The organism is Candidatus Poribacteria bacterium (assembly GCA_009839745.1).
In the GTDB taxonomy this organism is placed as follows: domain Bacteria; phylum Poribacteria; class WGA-4E; order WGA-4E; family WGA-3G; genus WGA-3G.
In genome coordinates this window covers 1-21,151 of record VXPE01000093.1, presented here as the reverse complement: position 1 = coordinate 21,151, position 21,151 = coordinate 1, and the positions used below count along the sequence as shown (strand labels likewise).

Sequence of the window (21,151 nt, the reverse complement as noted above, 5' to 3'; positions counted from 1 at the left end):
CTATAAAGGATATCCCATGGATTTACAACTCATTACTAACTGGCAACTTGGGTTAAAAATATAGAGTGTCGGTCCTAAGCATATCACAGTTAGTAGCAATATAAACGCCAGAACAATGTTAACTTGGCTTAATCTCTTAATGCCTACATTGATACCAACTGATGTTGTTCGTCATACCCATTTTCACCGGCTCCCCATTCCACATTTCCTTTTGAATCAGCCTTCTCTTCCCATTTGACAATATCATAACTATAGCGTGAACTTGCCAGACTACCATATTGAATCACCTGTGGATCGCTCATAGGATAATAAGCGAGGTCCAAAGTGAGTTTATCAAAAGAGTTGGTCCATCTGATACCTAAGTCCATATCATCAGCAAGTCCAACATAGAAATGCTGATCGAAGAACCAACTGGTAGATACGCCATAGGCGGTCGGGCCAAAAGGCACTCGAACAATACCTGCCTTAACTGAGCCTAAATTATTAAGTTTATAGCCCAACCATGCGGTATGAATCATACTATAGGCATCATACCAGCGATATTCAAGTCGGCCATTGAGTTTTTTATAATCTAAATCAGCATTGAGCCGAAATATTTCAAGGTCAACATCACCTATTTTCTCACCTCTTGGATGTGGGTGATCCTCATCGCCATAAGAACCATAGGCATAGTTAACACGCATGGCACCACCGACTTTAATCGGGCTTTTCTTGGCTTCTTCAGAGGCTGTCGCGAACAGACTGCAAATCATTAATATCGCGATGCACAAACTGAATATAGAACCCATTTGTTTATACATTGGTTACCCCTCAATAATTAAATTCATTTGTCAACTGGTTAATATTTAACACCTACCTGATTTCTTAACATTTTTCTGGCAGTATCGTTTTTCATGGGTGGTATAAATCTTTCTGTAAATCTTCGTAAGAATCCCTGTTCAACAACAGATTTTGGATTTGAAAAAGCTTTGTAACCTATAAGTCCGCCTTTATAGCGACCCATGCCGCTATAACCCACACCGCCAAAACCCATTTCTTTAGAATCCGCGTGCATTAACAAATCGTTCACGGTGACACCGCCACTTGATGTGTTATTTATCACTTGATTAATTTCGGTTTTATTTTTGCCAAAAATATAAAGTGCAAGCGGCTTAGGTTTAGAATTAATATATTGAATAGCATCTCTTAAACTTTCGTAGGTAAAGACAGAAAGCACCGGTCCAAATATTTCATTTTCGCATACCTGTAAATGTTGAGATGGATTAATAACAAGAGTTAACGGTATTTTCCTTGATTTTCTGTCCGGCACATTTTCATTCATAGGATTAGATTCTATAACCCTACAGCCTTCGTTTATCGCCTCATCAATATATCCAGTGATTCTATCATAGGCACGATTATCTATAACGGATGTAAAATCCTCGTTGTCAATGATATTTGGATATGTTTCTTTGGCACTTTCCAATATACTTTGAATAAAATCATCTAAATGCTGTTTTGGTAACATCACATAGTCGCCAGAAATACAGACTTGTCCCGCATTCATAAGTCGAACCTTCATAATTTTGTGTGCCACTTCCGGTATATCCGCATCTTCCAGAATTATACATGGCGATTTACCGCCTAATTCGAGTAATACAGGCGTTAAATTTTGCGCAGCAGCTTTCAAAATATGTTTGCCGACTTCGGAGCCACCGGTAAATACAAATTTGTCCCATGGCAAAGACGCAAAGAATTTTGATACCTCAGAATCGCCAGTTACTACGACCACTTCTTCTGAATTAAAATAATGATTCACCAATATTTTCATAAGATTTGCTGTTTCAGGCGTACTTTCTGATATTTTTATCATCACGCTGTTGCCAGCCGCTATAGCATCCACTGCTGGATCTAAAGCAAGACTTACCGGTGCATTGAACGGCGACATGATACCCACAACACCCAAGGGTTCATTTACAAAATATGAACTCTGTCCTGTGAAAGCCAAGAGTCCGGATGATGTTTTTTCTTTTTTCATCCATGATTTCAAATGTTTTTTCACATATTTGGCGTGTGAAATTTGCGGGAAAATATCAGCAAGGAAGATTAAATCAGGGTGTCGAGTGCCAAAGTCCTGTTGTAAAGCTTGAGTTATTTCTTTCACATGCTTTCTACACATCTGTTCTATTCTTGTTAATCTATCTATCCTTAGTTGATAGGAAGGCGTTTTTGCAGGCGAGTAGTGAGATTTCTGAAAATCAAAAACCTCTTGAATTTTCTCAATTAATTCTTTATTCATGAGAGCTCCTTATAAAAAATTGGAAATTTTTGGCGGTTAATATAGAATTTTAATGCCGTCCGAACATCAAAATATGGGGCAGTAGTTTAACGGGTAAAACACCGTTCTTGGCAAGCGGGAGTTTGGGGTTCGAGTCCCAACTGCTGCATACAGATGTTCGGCGGTTTTTGCTAATCTTTTTTGTATTTGATTAACTATATCAATTATGCCATAAATCCAGTTATTTGTCAAGAAAATAATGGGGATAGAACCAATTTACCACCATTATTTTATTCAGTATGTTCCTCATTTCTTTAGATACTTTTGCATTGACAACTGAATATCAAGTATGTTATCTTTATATACGAAAAAGGCGGAATGATCGCTTAAATTGCCCCGAATAGAAAACTGACAAGGACAGAATCTTCAGAAGCACAGGAGGTGCGTCTGATGGCAGCCAAACTCTCCACAAATCTTTCGGCGAAACCCGGAAGTCGAAATTTGCTCTTAAAAAGCTTAATCGGCGTGATCGGACTCATGTCCTTACTCCTTGCTGCCTGCATCGTCTATATTGTCCAGGGGACGGTGCGTGCTCGGACACGATACAGTGTCAAGACCTTCAGCCCACAAGGTGAGGTTCCACAATGGGTTGATTTGTCGATTACGTTCTCGGAAGCGGTTATTGATAAGTCGCGTGTCGGGACCGAAGTTCCAGCAGAGGCACTTCGGTTCACACCAGCTGTCCAAGGCTCTGCCCGTTGGATCGCGCGGGACAGAGTCGGCTTCTTTTTAGACGCACCTTTAGCACCCTCTGCACAATATACTGTTCAACTCACACCAGAACTTAACCCATCTGAGACCTTTCTACTCACTGGACAAAAAGAGTTTAAATTTGCTACGGATCCTTTTGCAGTGCAGCAGGCACGTATGGAATTTACCGCCAATGATGCCCGCGAACACGCAACAGGTTTCGGGACGATAGCATTTAATTATCCTATAACCATTGTCGATTTAAAGGCGCACCTCTCTATTGAACTGGACGACGAAACAGAAATTCCATACCAGATTCAAACCAACACAGCAACAGCACGGACGGTAACATTCGAGACGAAACGTATAAAACGCGGCAACGCAGATCAAGAGATAAAGATTAAGATTGAAAAAGGGTTCAAATGTACGGGTGGGAAAATTGGTTTAGAAAAAGCGAGTGTTACACCGGTAATACTCCGAGGCAGAGGCACACTCGGTGTGACATACGCTGACGTTTGGGAAAGTGATGGAACTCCATATATCTCAGTGAGCTTCAGCGCGCCGGTACTCAGCGATGCCATCAAGCCGTACATAGAACTGACCCCCGCAGTAGCACATCAAGTGACATCCGACTATCGAAACGTGCAGATTCACGGCAACTTCAAACGGCGCACTACCTACACGCTAAAGATCCGACGCGGTCTCACAGCCCGAAACGATGCCGTTTTAAAACAAGATTACAAGACGCGCCTCAGAATCCCAGATATCCGACCCCAACTTCGGTTCCTTGGCGACGGGTTCTTCCTCGCGAGAAAGGGGCATCTGAACTTAGGTCTCGCAACAATCAATGTTAAAAGCGTGAAACTCAATATCGAAAAAGTTTTCGCGAACAACCTTATCTACATATCAAAATTAGAACGATGGAGTCGCTGGAGCAGAAACTTAGGTAAACCGATTCGGACAGAAGAACTCGATATTCCGTCGCAATTGAACGAAGAAGTAACAACACCTATCTCCTTGGAAGAATATCTCTCAGACGAACATGTCGGCATCTTCAAGGTCGTGGCGCGAAACGCGGAGCGGGAGTGGGATAGTGCACATCAATGGGTGCTCATCACAGACTTGGGGATCACTGCCAAACGCTTAGAAGATAACCTATACGTTTGGGTGAAATCACTCGCGACGGGTTCGGCAGTCCCAGCGGCGCGCGTTAAACTCATTAGCGATAATAACCAAACGCTCCTCGAGGGGACAACCAACTGGGCAGGATACATCCAGTTCACAGACGTTGTGGAGAAGACTGAAAATTTCACACCGTTTATGATCACCGCCGCGAAACGGGACGATCTCGCCTTCATTCAACTCAACCGACACGAAATCGCAACAGCAGATTTTAATACTGCCGGTTCTGCCTACCTGCAAAAAGGTTATGAAGCGTTCCTCTACACAAGCAGAGGGGTCTATCGTCCGGGTGAAACCGTCCAACTTGCTGGAATTGTTCGAGGACCAAAGCAGGTAACACCACAACCGATCCCTGCCAGGATTGAAGTGCTCTCCCCAAACGGCAGAATTATGCGGGATTTAAGACTACAAACAAACAAAAGCGGTGCCTGCGATGTGGAAATTCCTATCCCTACCTACGCCTTGACTGGTAATTATATTGCCAAAATGCGGATCGCTGATCGGGTCGTTGGAAGAGTCCAATTTCAGGTCGAAGAATTCATGCCTGATCGGATAAAAGTCGCTGTAACAGCGGATAAATCCACTTATAAACTTGGAGAGGAACTCGGCATTGAAGTGTCCGCTATCAATCTATTCGGTCCCCCAGCAGTAGGTCGCACGGTGGAAGCTGCCTGCGAATTGGAAGCAGTCTCGTTTGTAAATTCAGCAGCCAACGCAAGTGCAACACAGTGGAACTCGTTTGTCTTTGGGAATGCGCGTTCCAATTTTGAAAAACAAAGAATTGGATTGGGAGAAGTTAAAACTGATGCAGCGGGTAAAGCGTCCTATCAATTCACGATCCCTGAAACGCTGAAAGCACCTTCTCTGCTAAACGGCACGCTGACAGCGACCGTTAGCGAAGTCGGCGGCAGAGCCGTCACCGCTTCTCACAGCGTTGTAATCCATCCGTATTCGCATTACGTTGGACTCCGACGCACAAAGACCGGGGATGTAAAAATCAACCAACCGCTCCGATTCGATTACATTGCTGTTAACGATACAATGGCAGTTGCACCCGGAAGAGACCTCAAACTCAGCCTCCACAAAGTCCACTGGAACACGATACTCCGTCAGAACGGTGCCGGGCGCTATGCGTACGTCTCGGAACCTCAAACAACAGAAGTGGAAACGGTCACACTAACTTCAGCAGAAACAGTCCAGACGGTGACCTTAACGCCCTCAGATTATGGTGAATACCGCGTCCGTCTTGAGGACATCACCTCGACAGCGACGGCAGAACTCGGATTTTATGTCAGCGGATGGGGAAACATTCCAGTTTCTATGGAACATCCCACTCGACTGGAACTGACGCTTAATAAGCCTGCTTACCGTCCGGGGCAAACAGCAAAACTATATGTTAAGGCACCGTTTCCGGGCACACTCCTGCTGACGATCGAACGGGAAAAGGTGTTGAGTTACCGGACAATCGTGATGAAAAATAACACCACAACTTTATCAATCCCAATCCGTTATGCCTATAGACCGAATGTGTATCTCTCTGCGACGTTGACGCGCGCCATCCCGATGGAATCGGGGTTACAAACCCCTCCTACAACTGCTAAGAAATCGCCGCTTCCGGCGCGGGCGTTTGGGGTAATTCCACTCAAAATAGATGAAACACGGAGACAGCTCTCGATAGAAATGTCGCTCAATCAGGGAAACGATGCTGGTGATATGGAGAAGATTCCACTCGCCAGTCCAGAAAAGAATATAGAAAGCGCAGCGACAGTCCTACCGAATAGCGAAGTGACTATAGCGTTCCAAGTTCACGGTAGACGTTCTTGGCAAAAATATGATGTCTGTATCGCAGCCGTTGATGAAGGGATCCTCGCGTTAACCGATTTCAAAACACCCAACCCACACGCTTACTTCTATAGACAGCGTGGGCTTAAGACGCGCTCCTTCGACGTGTATAGTGGGATCCTCCCCGAAATCGCAAATGTTATCGACAACTCAAGTACGGGGGGAGATGCAGCCACGACACGACAGGCGGAACTGCGGAAGCGATTGAGCACAGGCAGCATCCGGCGCGTAAAACCGATTTCACTCTGGTCAGGATTCGTGAAAACCGATGGAAAGGGTCGCGGGACTGTTCAATTCAAAATCCCGCAGTTCAATGGGACACTCAGGTTGATGGCAGTCGCATTCGCAGATGGCGATTACGGTGGCACAGAAGCGCATCTGACTGTCCGCGAACCTATTGTCTTAACCCCGACATTTCCACGATTCCTTGCGGGTGGTGATAAGGTTCGTGTCCCGGTCACCCTCTTTAACGGCACGGGCGCGGAAGAGGAATTTACGGTCGAATTGCAAGCATCAGGCGATGTGCAACTCCTTTCAGCAACGGCTGCCAATAATGATCCATCAATAGCCAGCGATCAACAACCTCCGCTGGCTTCCGATAGCCAATATACAGCAGACAAACTCAGTATAGACCAGAAGGTCGACGCAGGCGCAGAAGCACAAGTTTTTTTCGATCTTCTCGTTCAGGACGCAATCGGGGAAGCCAACTTCAATCTTTCGGCGCACGGTAAGACACAAACAACTCAATTAGACGTTAAAATCCCACTGCGTTCCGTGGCACCACCTGTCACACAAACCGGACAGGGAGTGGTCCGCGCAGGTGAACCTGTTGATTTTATTTTCCCATCAAATTTAATACCCGATTCGTCAGAGTTTAGTCTCACGTTATCTCCGTTCCCCAATATTAGGTTTGCGGACAGTCTGCGTTACCTTATACGTTACCCGCACGGCTGTCTCGAACAAACAACGAGCAAGGTTTTTCCGCTGCTTTACTTCAACGGTTTGGCGCGAAGTGTCGAACCGATGCTGGCAGCAGAAGACTCGGTGGATCACTACATCACATCGGGTATCACGAAAATCGAAAGTATGTTGAAGTCAGACGATCGTTTCGCTTATTGGCCCGGTGGCACCTACGTGAACCCATGGAGCAGTATCTATGCGTCTCACTTCCTCGTCGAGGCACGAAAGGCAGGCTACGAGGTCTCAGACCGGGTTTATGACGCAATGCTGGAAGGTTTAAGAACGGAAGCGAAATTCTCGCTAAACACAGAAAACGAAGCACAAGAGATCAGAAAAAAGATTTCATTAGCAACCTATGCCGCTTACGTCTTAGCTGCTGCTGGACATCCCGACCGAGGCACGATGCACTATCTGAAAAACAGAGGCTTGAGCGGACTTAGCGATTATAGCCACTTTCAACTCGCAGGCGCGTTCGCTCTCAGCGGCGAACTGGAAACCGCCCTGTCAATGCTACCGGTGTCAGTATCACCCAATTTTAATAAAGGCAACGGACATCGCGAGACAGGCGGAACGCTTGATTCCCCTATTCGAGCCCAAGCCATCATGTTAGACGTTCTTGCTGAAGTTAACAAAAACCACCCGTCAATCCCAATGCTCGTCCAAAACCTAAGTGCTGCAGCAGCTGAGCGGAACCGATGGGCAACAACACAAGAAAACGCCTTTGCGTTTCTGGCACTCGGCAAGATTCTGAAGAAACAGATGGATAGAAATTACACGGGGACCCTAACGCTTAATGGCGAACATTTCGCCGACTTCGACGCAACGGAGACCCGTTATACCGATAAAATGTGGGATGGGATGCGTGTCCAACTTTCTGTTAAAGGTGAGGGCAGTTGCTACTATTATTGGAGCGCGTTTGGCATCCAACGCGATTCCTTCATCGAAGAATACGAGCACGAATTACAGGTTCGCAGACGCTATTTTAACAAAGACGGTGAAGAACGGACAGGCACCTTTGCACACGGCGAACTCATCATCGCTGAGATAAACGTTAAAGCTCTCACCGCCAACCTTGAAAACGTTGTCGTCGTAGATATGTTGCCTACGGGATTCGAAATTGAGAATCCGCGATTAGAATCCCGAGCAGGTATTTCATGGTTGAAAACACAAGATTTCAAACCGGATTATATCGATATTCGCGATGACAGGCTCATCTTCTTCGGCACGTTCACTCGCCAACGCGAACGTAAATTCTATTACGCGCTACGCGCCGTCACACAAGGCGAATTTACCTTACCTCCCATTGCCGCCGAGGCGATGTACGATACAACAAAATCCGCTGTAACGGGTAGTATGCGCATTACAGTGGTCCCAGAATGATGAATAGTTTTCAGTTTTCAGTTTTCAGTTTTCAGTTAAGAGGTTTTCGTCTAACAAACCCCTCTTCTAACCGACACCCCCTCTTTGGAAGACTGATGACTGTAATGCTATCTTTCTTGTTGATTGTCATCCTTTTTATGCTCGCAAACTGGTGTTTCCCCCTACCCAAAGCACGTCTCCATCCACCTGTATCTCAGATTGTGTTGGACAGAAACGGTGAGTGGCTTCGAGCATTTTTAGCCGACGATGGCATGTGGCGATTTAGTTATCAATCACAACAGATTTTCAATAAATCAGCCCCCTCTTTAACCCAAAATTCTCACTACGGGACAAATGCAACAACCGATACCTATTCCCCCTTACTCCACCAAGCAATACTCATATCAGAAGATAGATGGTTCTACTATCATTACGGTATCAATCCTATATCGATTGCCACAGCCATTTATGACAATTTGAAAGCGGGTGAAGTTGTTCGCGGGGGTTCAACCATCACCATGCAACTCGCTCGATTGATGGAACCTAAGGCGCGTAACATTCCGAACAAATTCATTGAGATGTTCCGTGCCTTTCAACTTGAACACGCTTATTCCAAATCAGAGATTTTAACGTTTTATTTCAACATGCTCCCGTATGGTGGGAATATAGTCGGGACAGCGGCAGCCTCGCGGTTCTACTTCAACAAACCCCAGCATACGCTTAGTCTTGGAGAAGCCGCACTTCTCGCCGCCATTCCGAACGCTCCAGAACGTTTACGCCCTGACAGGTTCCCGGAAAACGCCCGAAAGGCGCGCGAAAAAGTCCTGAATCGTCTCCTTGCACGCCGACAAATTTCCGAACAGCAGTGGCAGGAGGCAGTCCAAGAACCGATTCCGCACAAACGCTATCCACTTCCATTTAAAGCACCACACCTCTCACGCCTATTGATTAAAGAAAACCGGAAGAAATTCGGGGTTAGAAACCCCTCCCACTCACGGACAACAAATGGCAGGATACACACGACCATAGACGCGAAGGTTCAAGATACTGCGGCACGCCTCCTTAGCGAATATTTGGGGGACGCAGCGCGTAAACCGAGTTTGCGCGGGTCTCATAGCACCAGCACAGGCGCAATCATCGTCATGGATACCCAAAACCGTCATATCTTAGCAATGGTAGGTTCCCACGACTTTTTCGACCGGAAGGCATTAGGACAAATAAATGGAACGCTCGCCCCGCGTTCTCCAGGTTCTGCACTCAAACCTTTCGTCTATGCCCTGGCAATGCAAGAGGGCTTGATTACACCTGAAACATTGTTATTCGATGTCCCTGTTACCTATGCTGACTATACACCGGTGAACTATGATGGGAAATATAACGGTTACGTCACTGCCCGTCAAGCCCTCGCACGTTCTCTCAATGTCCCCGCCGTTAGTCTTAATGCACGCTTGAAAAATAGGACGCTACACGCCTTCCTCAAACAAGCCGGTATCTCTACACTCGCGCCTGCTCAGAAGTACGGACTCTCCATGGTTCTCGGCGGATGCGAAGTGAATCTACTCGAATTGACAACACTTTATGCTGGACTGGCAAATATGGGAGAATTTGGACCTTATCAACTGACAAAGCCTCATCAACCGAAAACTGAAAACTATTCCAAACGTTTACTCCGACAAGAGACCAGCTTCATCATAACCGAGATGTTAACAAACTCACAACTGCCTACCAACACGGTTAAAAATCCAGAAGCGTTTGAAAGGACAATGAACCTACCAAAGATTGCGTGGAAGACTGGGACATCTTATGGACACCGAGATGCATGGTGCATCGGGTACTCGCCTACTTTCACAATCGGTGTATGGCTCGGTAATTTCGATGGAAAGGGAACACCCATGCTGAGCGGCACAGATGCAGCAACTCCGATCCTGTTCGCGCTCTTCACTGCCTTGACAGGACAAGACACACACCACTGGTTTACCAAACCAGAACAATTGAAAACACGACAAGTGTGTACCCTGAGTGGTGCACCGGTTTCACCGCACTGTCCCACCCATAAGGAGGACGTGTATATACCTGGTGTTTCGTCTGTAACGGTTTGCACGATTCATAAACCTATCTATGTTGACGAATCGACAGGATACAGTCTCTGTTCTCATTGTTGGGGAAATAATGATGGGTCAACTGGACCCTCTAAAAAAATATTTGAGGAGTGGCCCGCCGATGCGGCGACGTGGTTGGCAGAGAATGGTTTTGCTGTGTCTGTCCTACCGGCGCACAATCCGTTGTGTACCGGCACAATTTCAGGGAATGCCCCGATTATTTTGTCCCCAGCAGAAGATACTACCTATTACATTCGGGAAGGGGTGTCACTGGAAAATCAAAAGATTCGATTGACCGCCTCGGCTTCCAGTCGAACCCAAGATCTGTTCTGGTTTTTGGATGGTGAGTTAATTTTTCAAGGAAATGCAGGAGAGCAATACTGGCTTACGCCTACGAGAGGGAAACACGTGCTAACGTGCGTGGATGCGGAGGGTCGCTCAGCAACCCGTCCGCTCCATATTTCGGTGATTCGGTAGGCGTGTTAGGTAAGACGCTTAAAACCTGATTCCATCAGAACCAGACTTAATTTTACCCCACGTCGTGGTCAATTTACCCTCCGCTTGCACAGCAAGGGTTTTTTCCATACTATTTTTAACATCGTCAGCAGTGAAGGCGACACTCCACATCTTAAATTCGTCAACCATACCGTTGAAGAAGTTGGCGTTGCCCTGACTCGCGGCGATGCACATCCCTTGGGTCCCGAAATCCATGCGTGCATCTCCACCGGCTTCCGTCTCAGCATCAAGTTCTCCGTTGATATACATCCACCCGGTCTTTTTGCTCTGTGTCCCAACGAAGTAATACCATTCCGATTCAAACGCATCATAAGTCGTGTGTATCGGTAATTCGACACCTTGCGTCGCAAAATAGTACCCGAATAAAATGCCACCACGGTTGAACGTAACATGAGGGCGTCCACCCCCTTGCAAACGATAGAGCAGATCAATTCGGGCACCACTGTCAATTTTCTCGTCCGGTTTAAACCAAAACTCAATCGTCATTTCCTCGGGTTGATCAATTTTGAGTGGGTCGAAGTTAACACTCCCCCCCTTAAATTGGAGTGCCTGACCTGAGACACCCTCTACCCATTTTGCGTTCTTTATATCACCCACGAATCCATTCGGCCCAACATCTTCCGCTTTATTACCCTGACCTTCGTCAAAGGGTAGATAGATAAGTAAATCCTTATCTGGATCGACTGCATGCGCGAGTACACAACTCATTAAGAACGCTACAACTGCTAAAAGATATGTTAATTTTTTCATCTTTATTGTGTGTGAAAGCGGCACATAGACATGCCCGTCTGTAGTGCCACCCTCACACTTTTCCTCCAATTGTCTAATGGCTATTTTGAGGATTTCAGGTCTCCCCACGTTGTCGTTAATTTACCGGTCGGTTCAACCGATAAAACCTCTGGTAGGTAATAGTTAACGATGAATTCACCCATAATATTACCCCATGAGACACCCGGATGTGGTACATCCCCTACATAGGTCTGGACGAAAATGCCGAGGCGGCCCCCGGTGTCTTTGTTATATAGCACAGCCGGGTCAACCCGCGGATCTGCATCATCATTCTCAGCAAGCGCGATCTCTAACTCCCAAGGGCTTCTGTCGTAATCGTCAAGATGGAACGGATAAGACGTATTATACTTTTTCAGGCTCGGTATAAGGTCTTTACCTTCCTGTGTCGGGGTCATTTCAACGGGATTAGCCGCCCAAGCGTCTGGACCTCTATTCATCCACACGAACGCTTTTGGAACGTCAATGATATTGGGTAGTGCAGCTTGTCCGTTCGTTTCATCGGGTCCTTCCGATGTGTAAAAGGTGTATTCACCCGTATTGAAAATCGTGTTGCCAGCATCAAGGAACTCTTCAAGCGGCGAGCCATCAGGCTTTCCGTTATTGATCGGATAAATCGTTGAAGGGGTGATACCGGTCAGAATCAGGGTATTCCCACCCCCTTCTGTGTGTGCCTTGACCCACTCTCCTAATCCGTTAATATCCTTGGGATCAAAAGCCGTCAGGTTTACCTTGTTATCAATAATCTTAATCAAGGCATCAATTTCCTCTTGAGCCCCTTTTGGGTCTTCACGCGCCCAAGGGTGCGAATCGGTGTGAAGCGCAAAATTGTAATTAGCTTCCACTTGACCGGAAACCAGAACTACAAAAACAAGAATACTCAGTTTCTTGAACACTTTTTCCTCCTTTTTTAATTATACCTTGCGGTTTAAGGCATAATTTCATTACGAGCTAACCACTTTAGTTCACTTACTCTTCAATTCACCCCATAGCGTAGCTAATTTGTCAGCAGGTTCAACTGCGGTTGGCGGAATGCCCTCACCATTAATCTCAACATATTCATACGCAACGGTTGAATCCCTACCGCCTAAACCGGGACGCCCTTTATCGTAGGTTTTATCCTCGGTTTCAACCATCAGTTTTCCATCAATGTAAGTTTTGAGGGTTTCCCCTTCTATTTCAAAAACGATGGTATATGAATCGCCACCTTTGGTGTCCTTTGAATCGGGACGTTTCGGGCGGGGACCGCCGGTAATCTCATTCGCAGCACCGCCTTGAAACATGAAAACCGAAGTTGTATGTGAGTTGTAACTGATTTCCATGAAATAGAAATCTACAGCGGGTTCCTGCGTCCGAACGAACAGATGGAAATAGGGGCCATTAATTTTTCGTGCCTTGACTTCCATTCGGTAATCCGTCCAGTTTTCTTCCCCAAAGTAGATACCTGAATTCTGACCACCGGCAACGGTGAGTTCAAGCATACCGTCTTTCACCGCTGCGGTTGCCTGCGGTCCCAATTCCCAATCCGCAATCTCTTTGTCACTATCAAACTCGTAACGAATCGCTTGTGCGGTATGCCCAATCAGCATAAAGCCCAAGCAAATACACGCGTAAACCCATTGGATATTCAACTTTCTCATGAGAGATTCTCCTTAGATTTATAGCCGGAGCATCGAATATCCCGTTTCTCGAGTTAAAGACGCTCGCGGTCGTCCCAAAGTGGATAGGTCACGTTCTTTTCGTTCCCATTATTTTACACCAACATGTCACAACTGTCAACCCTAAACAGACTGAAACACAGACGCTTTACCCGCGAATCGCAGCGATAGTCAGGCAGCCCCAACCGATAATAAATGCCAACCCACCGATGGGCGTAATTGCGCCGAGCCAGCGAATGCCTGTGAGACTAAGGATATAAAGACTCCCCGAAAAGATCAGGATACCTGCCAAAAAACACCATCCCGATGCCGTCGTGAGTTGGTTCTGCCACTGTGATACCGCCCACGCCGCAGCAATCAGGCCGAGACTGTGATACATCTGATAGCGAACTGCGACTTCAAACGTCTCAAGCATCTCCGGTGAGAGTTTTGACCGCAACGCGTGTGCCCCAAACGCTCCAAAAACGACACCCAATAGACTCAGACCTGAACCCAATGCGAAGAAAAAGTTTTGCATATTTTTAATTTACCTTGCGGATAAGGCACGGAAGTTTGAACTTTGAAGTTCATTTCTCCAGAGCCGTCAACCCCTACGGGCTTGACTTAGTTTTATAGAGAACAGTTTCCATAATGAATTGAATTAATTATACCTTAAATCCGACACGTTATGTCAGGTGTTTTTGCTTGATCAGACATAGTGTCAAAAATGTGAGCCTGCAACAATACGCAGAAATACGCAGAAACACCCTATCAAAAACCCCAAGCAAAAACACGCAGGCGGATCTAAGGAACGCACGTTATAGTCTTAACGCCCATTGTTCCTCCGCAAGGAAAATTAAAAATTTTCTTGACATTTTTGCCATATTGTGTTAGGATTTAGTTTTAAACGGCGTAGCTCGCTCTATTCCGTGTGGCTAATAGTAAAAGGAGAAAATTTTGGACGTATGAAACAATACAGAACAGACCAGATCCGAAACATTGCAATTATCGCGCATTCAGGAGCCGGCAAAACATCACTCGTTGAAGCGATGCTTTACAACGGTGGTGCCATTGAGCGAATGGGGGCTGTCGATAGTGGAACTTCTGTAGCTGACTATGCCGCTGACGAGATTGAACGCAAAACGACTCTCAACTGTTCAGTCTGTATCGCAGAATGGGAAGGACATAAACTAAATCTGATTGATACCCCGGGGGCAGAAGATTTTTATGGCGACCTCCACAGTGTCCTCCGAGTCGTCGACGCTGTTGTTGTCGTCGTGGATGCAACAACCGGTGTCGAAGGTGGAACCGAAAAGGTGTGGGAGGTCGCGGACAAATACGAATTGCCACGCCTCATCTTTATCAATAAAATGGATAAAGAGAACGCCAGTTTTGAAAATGCACTCGCAAGTGTTGAAGAAATTTTAGAGACTCGGGCGGTCCCTATTCAACTCCCAATCGGTAAAGAGGACCAGTTTGCCGGTGTTGTCGATGTTATACAGATGGCGGCTTATTTGCAACCCGATGGAAGCAAGCGCGCTGCAAAAGCCGAAACACCCGCAGACTTGGAGACAGAGGTTGAAGAAACTCGCGAAGCACTTGTCGAAGTCGCTGCAGAAAGCGACGATGAACTCATTGAGAAGTTTTTTGAAGGTGAACTATCGGACGAAGAGATTCAGAACGGTTTGCGACTTGGGATTTTCGAGAATCAGTTTACCCCTGTGCTTTGCGGTGCTGCCTTGAACAATATCGGCGTGCAACAATTGATGGATACACTGTTAACTGGCTGCCCATCTCCGGTCAACGTAGGCGCAGTTACATCTGCAGAGAATGAAGAGGAGAGTCGCGAACCATCATTGGATGCCCCGATGTCCGCTCTTGTCTTCAAAACGATTGCCGACCCGTTTGCAGGACAATTGAGCTTCTTCCGTGTCTACTCCGGCACATTACAAGGGGATACTCAGGTCAGTAATTCGACGCGAGGACAAATTGAACGCCTCGGAAAAACAGCATTCATGAACGGTAACGAGGCAATCCATACACCACAGGTAGAAGCAGGCGACATTGGCGCACTCACGAAACTCGCTGCGACCCAGACTGGGGACACGCTCTGTGACAGAGATGCCTCCTTTCAACTTTCAGGCGTTGATTTCCCAAACTCCGTTATCTCCTACGCCATCCACCCGACGCGCGAAGGTGATGATGAAAAGCTGATGACCTCACTCACCCGGATGTCCGAAGAAGATCCGACGTTTAAGATTGAGCGGAACGAAGTTACGAAACAACTTCTCATCTCCGGACTCGGAGACCTGCACATTAACATTAACCGGGAACGAATGGCAGATAAATTCGGTGTCGAAACGGAACTCTCACCGCCAAAAGTGCCGTATCGGGAAACAATTCGCAGGCGAGTCCAAGGCGTCCAAGGTAGACATAAACGTCAATCCGGTGGAAGAGGACAGTTCGGCGATGTCACGATTAATCTTGCCCCTTTGCAACGCGGTGATGGTTTTGAGTTTGTTAACAACATCGTCGGCGGCGCGATCCCACGCAACTATATTCCGGCTGTCGAAAAAGGCATCCGCGAGAGGATGGACAGAGGTTTACTGGCAGGCTTTCCCATTGTCGATATCCAAATTGACCTCTATGATGGAAAGTATCACCCTGTCGATTCTTCGGATATGGCGTTCCAGATCGCCGGTTCTATCGCCTTTTCTGCTGCCGCCGAAGAAGCCAATCCATGTTTGCTTGAACCGGTCATGAGCGTCGAGATTACAGTGCCTGAACAGTTTATGGGCAGCATTATCGGCGATTTGAACGGACGGCGTGGCCAGGTAATGGGTGTTGAACAGATGGGAAGAAAGCAGGTCATTCAAGCAAACGTCCCGCTTTCGGAGATGCTCCGGTATTCGATCGATCTCAAGTCGATGACGAGTGCGCGTGGCACCTTCATCATGGAGTTCTCACATTACGAGATCACACCCGATGACGTTGCGCAGAAGGTCATCGCTGCCTCGAAAACCGAAGAGGAAGAGTAGACGACCGGAAATCGCATCGTAGGTTTCCGCTTCCTTCCAGAGCGTATATAGAGACAAAAGATAAACCCGCTGCTGATTTGTATCAACAGCGGGTTTGCGTTTAAATTCGATGCTCGCGATTAGCTATCCAAATGGAAGATTGCCATCTTCAATTCGGTCATCTCTTCTATGGCGTATTTCGGACCCTCTTTGCCCATACCGCTCTCTTTGACACCACCATACGGCATTAGATCTGCCCGCCATTGCGTGCCCCAGTTCACCATCAGGTTGCCAGATTCGACTTCACGGACAAACTTCATCGCCCAATCGACGTTCTGCGTGAAAATTGCGGCACTCAATCCGTAGTTCGTATCGTTAGCGAGGGCGATCGCTTCGTCAATGTCGTTGACGCGCGTTACACCGACAGCCGGTCCGAAGACCTCATCACAGGAGATCTTCATCTCCGGTTTGACGTTGGCAAGGATGGCAGGCGTAACAAATTGATCCTGCTTATCGCCACCGGTCAGGAGCTCCGCTCCATCCGAGACAGCCTCCTGAATCCATTCGGCAACACGCGTGGCATCACCTTCTCGAATCATCGGTCCCATCCGTACTCCCTCCGCGAGGGGGTCGCCAGTGCTGATTTGAGCGACCTCTGACTGGAATGCATCTAAGAAATCACCGTAGATTTTTTCATGCGCGATGACGCGCTGCGTTGAGATACAGACCTGCCCTGCATTAGAATAACCGGATGCCGCCGCTGCCTTCGCGACCTTTTCGGGATCCGCATCGGGCATGACAATGAGCGGTGAATTCGATCCGAGTTCCATCGTGACACGCTTTAACCCTGCGACCTTACAGATATGCTCGCCGACATCACGGCTACCCGTAAAGGTAATCTTTCGGACGCGCTGATCCGCACAGAGTGTATCCCCGATTTCGCCACCGGGACCTGTGACACACTGAATCGCCTCAGGCGGTGTCCCTGCTTCCAGAAAGAGTTCCACCAGTTTCAGGGCGGAGAGCGGTGTATCCGTCGCGGGTTTGATGATAATAGCGTTTCCACCAGCGATTGCGGGACCCGCTTTGTGGCAAACAAGGTGCAGTGGGAAGTTGAAAGGACTAATACCGGCGACGATACCACACGGCATGCGGACTGTAAAGCCGAGTTTGTCTTTGACACCAGGCGCGCCTTCAAGGGGGATGGTTTCACCCGTTAACCGTTTCGCCTCCTCCGCAGAAAGGGCGATAATCTCGGAGGCGCGTGTTGCTTCAATTGTCGCCTCGGCGAGGATTTTTCCCTCTTCGCGAGTGATAACCTCGGCGAGTTCGCCTGCCCGTTCCACCATCAAGTCCGCAACTTTACGCAGAATCTCGTAGCGTTCATAGCCGGTCATCCCTGCCATGATCTTCGCGCCACGTTCCGCGGTTTGAATAGCGGTTTCAACGTCGCCTGCGTCCCCTCTCGGAACGGTGTCAACAACTGAACCGTCGAAGGGACTCAGGACATCAATTTTATCGGATTTATCAATCCATTCTCCACCTACGTGCATTTGCATAATGCTTTTTCTCCTTTTTAATTATACCTTGCGGTTAAACGATGTGCGTCTGGACTTTGACATGCGTTTCTTAAATTCGCACTCCCATTTTATTTTTCCCTATAAGCGACAATTATCAAGGGCATCCTCGTCCAATTCAACGCCTAATCCCGGTTTATCTGGAACAGTTGCGTACCCATCCACAAGCGGAATCGTTGACGGTGTAACCAGATCAAAAGCCCGCAAAGCATTCAGCGTAATCGCAGGCATGGTTGCATTCGGCATCACTGCTGCAAGGTGCATAACGTAACAGGTCGTAATGCCGAGCCCGACAATTTGTATCCATACAGGGAGATGCGCAGCATTTGAAATAACTGCCTCCTGTATAGCATTGGCAGCGCGTGAGTCGGGGTAAGCGATAATAAATGAATCGTTCATATTTGCCCGTATCGCTTCGATTGGATCGGGGGTGCCGAAGTGGATAGTTATCGGCATATCGGTGTGTCGTTTAATCTCTTTATATCCGGCAATATCGGCTTGTGGAATCGGGGTTTCAAATGACTCTATATTGTAATCTTGCAGTTGACGCACAACTTCGAGGGTCCGCCCTGGGGTTTCAAACGAGTCATTTGCATCGACGCGGAGTCTATAATCATCTGGCACAACTGCCGTGATTGCTTCTACCTGCTCAAGCACTTCAAACCACGGACGGGCCTTGATTTTGTGGAGCCGGTAGCCGAGCGAATAAGCGTGCTGTGCTTCTGCTGCCCATTCTTCTGGGGTCATATCAATCGACCAGTAGCCGAATTGCGTTTTGCTGTGTACCTTCTCACCTAAAAGTTGATGCACCGGCACGCCAAGCGCCTTCCCCATAATGTCGTAAAAAGCCTGTTGGAGGGGCGTGGGTGCCCAGCCATTTATGAACTCAAATGGATTTCTACCGATATAGCGTTGAACGACTTCATCTGCCTGAAGTGCTCCATCGCCAATTCCGACGAGCCCTACATCGGTGTGTACCTTGTAGACGTAATCAATCTGGTAAAGATTACGACGGGTCATGAGTTCATAAATGCCTTCATGATACGGCACTCTTATTTTGATAACGTCAATCTGAGTGATCTTCATATTTTTACTTATGGGCTCCTGACGTATGCTCCGCTGACACGCAGGTTCTTAGTATAGTTCAAGATCGCGTAGGGGGTTTTTGCTTGGGTGTTTCTTCGTAGGTCCTTTCACCCGTTAGTAACAAAACCGTAGCACGTAGCGAAGCGGAGTGCGGATAGATGAGGAGGCACCTCAAACCTGCAGCCATCCTGACCGAACCGCAAGGAAAAATTAAAATTACTCATCACGCCGGATCCAACTCACGACATCCTCCGCTTCACCTGTCCCACCCTCAACGCCATCACTGCCGAAAGAGATGAGATCGTATCCGTATCGGTCGTGGTTACCGGGGCGAACATAGACATAGGGATTTCCCCACGGATCTTCGGTGATTGGGATTTGAATATAGGGTTCTATCCAGTTTATAGGTATTGGGGGTGCTTCAGGTATCTCCCAAAGTGCCTTTAAGCCCTGTTCAGTCGAGGGATAATCGCCATTATCTTTGGCGTATCTATCAAGAGCGATACCCAATGTTTCAATGTCCTCCGCGGCTTGTGCCTGTAAAGCCCGACCGGCTTGTCCGAGTAACCGAGGTGCCAAAAGGACAGCCGCAACAATTCCCAGAACGATGACAACAACTAAGATCTGTATGGACGTTAATCCTGCTTGTTTAGAATCGATTGATTTCACGCATTTTCCTCCGCTAATCTGACATAGCAAATTGGCCATCGACTTTCGGTTTCCATCAGCGGGTGCTCTTAAGACCCTTTAAAAAGCCTCTTATAGTAGATTTTGAAAATAAGTTTACACTTCTGCCCCCGGTAGGCGAGGTTTCCTAACCTCGCCGATGCAAAAAAGTGTAAAGGTAATTACGGGTTTTACTATAACCGACAGCCGACAGCTGACAGCCATTTTTTAAGTGTATCACAGCCCTCGAATTGTGTCAACCTTTTAAACAAAATCGCGTTTCGGAAAATAAGAAAAAAGGCGCGGTTTTCACACCACGCCTTCCTTCATCTCTTCTACCCCGTTGATAAGAGGGGATATGGGGGGTTGGGGATTTAGAGGGTTAACTCCATTGTGTTTTGGGTGAAATCTATTGCCTTTTTACACAATTTGCGTAAGTCCTGCTCATGGCACAATGCGTTGCTGTTCAAGTGTTTCAAGCCGCTGGGTGAGCGTTTGCATCTGTTTTTCGAGTTGAACATCCTTTCGCCAGCGCGAAGCGATGATGATTTGTGGAATCCCAACGGCAATAACAATGAGTGCGATCAGGGCATACGTGTAATTGTTGGCATGATCGAAGCGTTTGTTAACGTCATCGAAGCGTTTGTTAACGTCATCGAAGCGTTTGTCAATGCCTTGAAGTTGACCTTGTATGATGGCGACATCTCTCTTTACGGGATCGACTTCTTCTTTGACGATCAAACGAATTTTATCAAGATCTTCAGGTGTCAGTTCAGCGAGGGCTGGCAGTGAAATTGCACACCAGAGGATCGCGAGAAAAAGGATCGTTTTCATTCTGTATTTCCTTCTGCTTTCGGTGGTTATGTCAGTGAAACCTGTTTTCAGCAAGATCGGGGTGGCTCGGCGACCATGTGTCGCGGGTGAAAAATCCCAACCCCATCACTGACACAATTAGGATACCGTATTTACGGTTAAAAGTCAAAGAAAATAGACCCGCTGAAGCAGAGGTATTCAAGAGAAGAAAGAGGGAAGGATGGAAGCAGGAGGGTTGCGAATCTTCCCATCTGCCCTCTTCCCTCCAGCCAAGCGCATAGCTCGTAATGAAATGGAGAGGGGATATACGGAGAGGCAACCCTTCATTCATCAAACCCGCCGAATCGACCTGCAAAGTATAATTAAAAATCTTATTTCAATATTACCATCTTGCGAAGTGACGAAATTTCGTCCGTTTCCAACTGGTAAAAATACACGCCACTCGCCACCTGCTCACCAGAAGCATTCCGACCGTCCCAATACGCCGCATGCTCACGATCCGTATAGTAGCCAGCCGACTGCTGACCCAACTGCAACGTCCGGACGACTACACCGTTCGCGGCATAGATCGTGATCCGCACATCCGTATCCGTCGCCAACTCGT

15 protein-coding genes and 1 tRNA gene are annotated in these 21,151 nt (G+C 47.3%); 4 read left to right on the top strand and 12 right to left on the bottom strand.

Annotated elements, in window-relative coordinates:
- From F4X88_14940 to F4X88_14930, 3 genes are read right to left on the bottom strand one after another with little or no spacing between them, the layout of a single operon-like run.
- Complete coding sequence (locus tag F4X88_14940; protein MYA57583.1) at positions 1 to 153, bottom strand: hypothetical protein; 153 nt, start codon at positions 151 to 153, stop codon at positions 1 to 3.
- The gene (locus F4X88_14935) at positions 144 to 800 is read right to left on the bottom strand and encodes a hypothetical protein (GenBank protein ID MYA57582.1); all 657 of its coding nucleotides are present in this window, start codon (positions 798 to 800) and stop codon (positions 144 to 146) included. Before F4X88_14935 ends, F4X88_14940 begins: the two co-directional genes overlap by 10 nt.
- 38 nt (positions 801 to 838) lie before the next feature.
- Positions 839 to 2,278 carry an aldehyde dehydrogenase family protein gene (locus F4X88_14930; GenBank protein ID MYA57581.1) on the bottom strand — a complete coding sequence of 480 codons (1,440 nt, stop codon included), beginning with the start codon at positions 2,276 to 2,278 and terminating at the stop codon, positions 839 to 841.
- A gap of 75 nt (positions 2,279 to 2,353) precedes the next feature.
- Between F4X88_14930 and F4X88_14925 the strand changes: the two genes are divergently transcribed.
- The 3 genes from F4X88_14925 (at position 2,354) to pbpC (ending at position 10,926) form a co-directional block, all read left to right on the top strand.
- Positions 2,354 to 2,426: transfer RNA gene (locus tag F4X88_14925), tRNA-Pro, on the top strand.
- A 281-nt stretch (positions 2,427 to 2,707) separates the two neighbouring features.
- A complete protein-coding gene (locus tag F4X88_14920; GenBank protein MYA57580.1) occupies positions 2,708 to 8,371 on the top strand; it encodes an alpha-2-macroglobulin family protein in 5,664 nt (1,887 codons plus the stop codon).
- The gene (gene pbpC / locus F4X88_14915; protein ID MYA57579.1) at positions 8,368 to 10,926 is read left to right on the top strand and encodes a penicillin-binding protein 1C; all 2,559 of its coding nucleotides are present in this window, start codon (positions 8,368 to 8,370) and stop codon (positions 10,924 to 10,926) included. The genes F4X88_14920 and pbpC overlap by 4 nt, the downstream gene beginning before the upstream one ends.
- Before the next feature lie 18 nt (positions 10,927 to 10,944).
- Here pbpC and F4X88_14910 read toward each other — a convergent pair whose 3' ends face one another.
- The 4 genes from F4X88_14910 to F4X88_14895 form a co-directional block, all read right to left on the bottom strand.
- Entirely contained in the window at positions 10,945 to 11,823 is an 879-nt protein-coding gene (locus F4X88_14910) for a LamG domain-containing protein (protein ID MYA57578.1), read from the bottom strand.
- Entirely contained in the window at positions 11,796 to 12,647 is an 852-nt protein-coding gene (locus F4X88_14905) for a hypothetical protein (GenBank protein MYA57577.1), read from the bottom strand. Before F4X88_14905 ends, F4X88_14910 begins: the two co-directional genes overlap by 28 nt.
- 69 nt (positions 12,648 to 12,716) lie before the next feature.
- Entirely contained in the window at positions 12,717 to 13,391 is a 675-nt protein-coding gene (locus F4X88_14900) for a DUF1080 domain-containing protein (GenBank protein MYA57576.1), read from the bottom strand.
- A gap of 166 nt (positions 13,392 to 13,557) precedes the next feature.
- On the bottom strand, positions 13,558 to 13,926 hold the full coding sequence (locus F4X88_14895) for a DUF423 domain-containing protein (protein MYA57575.1): 369 nt from the start codon (positions 13,924 to 13,926) through the stop codon (positions 13,558 to 13,560).
- 427 nt (positions 13,927 to 14,353) lie between these two features.
- Here F4X88_14895 and fusA point away from each other — a divergent pair, with 427 nt between their 5' ends.
- Positions 14,354 to 16,426 carry an elongation factor G gene (gene fusA / locus F4X88_14890; GenBank protein MYA57574.1) on the top strand — a complete coding sequence of 691 codons (2,073 nt, stop codon included), beginning with the start codon at positions 14,354 to 14,356 and terminating at the stop codon, positions 16,424 to 16,426.
- 119 nt (positions 16,427 to 16,545) lie between these two features.
- Here fusA and F4X88_14885 read toward each other — a convergent pair whose 3' ends face one another.
- The 5 genes from F4X88_14885 to F4X88_14865 form a co-directional block, all read right to left on the bottom strand.
- The gene (locus F4X88_14885; protein ID MYA57573.1) at positions 16,546 to 17,964 is read right to left on the bottom strand and encodes an aldehyde dehydrogenase family protein; all 1,419 of its coding nucleotides are present in this window, start codon (positions 17,962 to 17,964) and stop codon (positions 16,546 to 16,548) included.
- 99 nt (positions 17,965 to 18,063) lie between these two features.
- Positions 18,064 to 19,068, bottom strand: a complete 1,005-nt coding sequence (locus F4X88_14880) for a hypothetical protein (GenBank protein MYA57572.1) — start codon at positions 19,066 to 19,068, stop codon at positions 18,064 to 18,066.
- 216 nt (positions 19,069 to 19,284) lie between these two features.
- The gene (gene gspG / locus F4X88_14875; protein MYA57571.1) at positions 19,285 to 19,776 is read right to left on the bottom strand and encodes a type II secretion system protein GspG; all 492 of its coding nucleotides are present in this window, start codon (positions 19,774 to 19,776) and stop codon (positions 19,285 to 19,287) included.
- Between the two features lie 402 nt (positions 19,777 to 20,178).
- Positions 20,179 to 20,568, bottom strand: coding sequence for a hypothetical protein (locus F4X88_14870; GenBank protein ID MYA57570.1), 390 nt, complete (start codon positions 20,566 to 20,568; stop codon positions 20,179 to 20,181).
- 350 nt (positions 20,569 to 20,918) lie between these two features.
- Positions 20,919 to 21,151: T9SS type A sorting domain-containing protein (locus tag F4X88_14865; GenBank protein MYA57569.1), on the bottom strand; the 233-nt coding region annotated here is incomplete at its 5' end.

Coding starts and splice junctions, on each gene's coding strand:
- F4X88_14900 (MYA57576.1), bottom strand. CDS start 13,391: ATGAGAAAGTTGAATATCCAATGGGTTTACGCGTGTATTTGCTTGGGC.
- fusA (MYA57574.1), top strand. CDS start 14,354: ATGAAACAATACAGAACAGACCAGATCCGAAACATTGCAATTATCGCG.
- F4X88_14935 (MYA57582.1), bottom strand. CDS start 800: ATGTATAAACAAATGGGTTCTATATTCAGTTTGTGCATCGCGATATTA.
- F4X88_14895 (MYA57575.1), bottom strand. CDS start 13,926: ATGCAAAACTTTTTCTTCGCATTGGGTTCAGGTCTGAGTCTATTGGGT.
- F4X88_14885 (MYA57573.1), bottom strand. CDS start 17,964: ATGCAAATGCACGTAGGTGGAGAATGGATTGATAAATCCGATAAAATT.
- F4X88_14920 (MYA57580.1), top strand. CDS start 2,708: ATGGCAGCCAAACTCTCCACAAATCTTTCGGCGAAACCCGGAAGTCGA.
- gspG (MYA57571.1), bottom strand. CDS start 19,776: ATGGCCAATTTGCTATGTCAGATTAGCGGAGGAAAATGCGTGAAATCA.
- F4X88_14930 (MYA57581.1), bottom strand. CDS start 2,278: ATGAATAAAGAATTAATTGAGAAAATTCAAGAGGTTTTTGATTTTCAG.
- pbpC (MYA57579.1), top strand. CDS start 8,368: ATGATGAATAGTTTTCAGTTTTCAGTTTTCAGTTTTCAGTTAAGAGGT.
- F4X88_14880 (MYA57572.1), bottom strand. CDS start 19,068: ATGAAGATCACTCAGATTGACGTTATCAAAATAAGAGTGCCGTATCAT.
- F4X88_14870 (MYA57570.1), bottom strand. CDS start 20,568: ATGAAAACGATCCTTTTTCTCGCGATCCTCTGGTGTGCAATTTCACTG.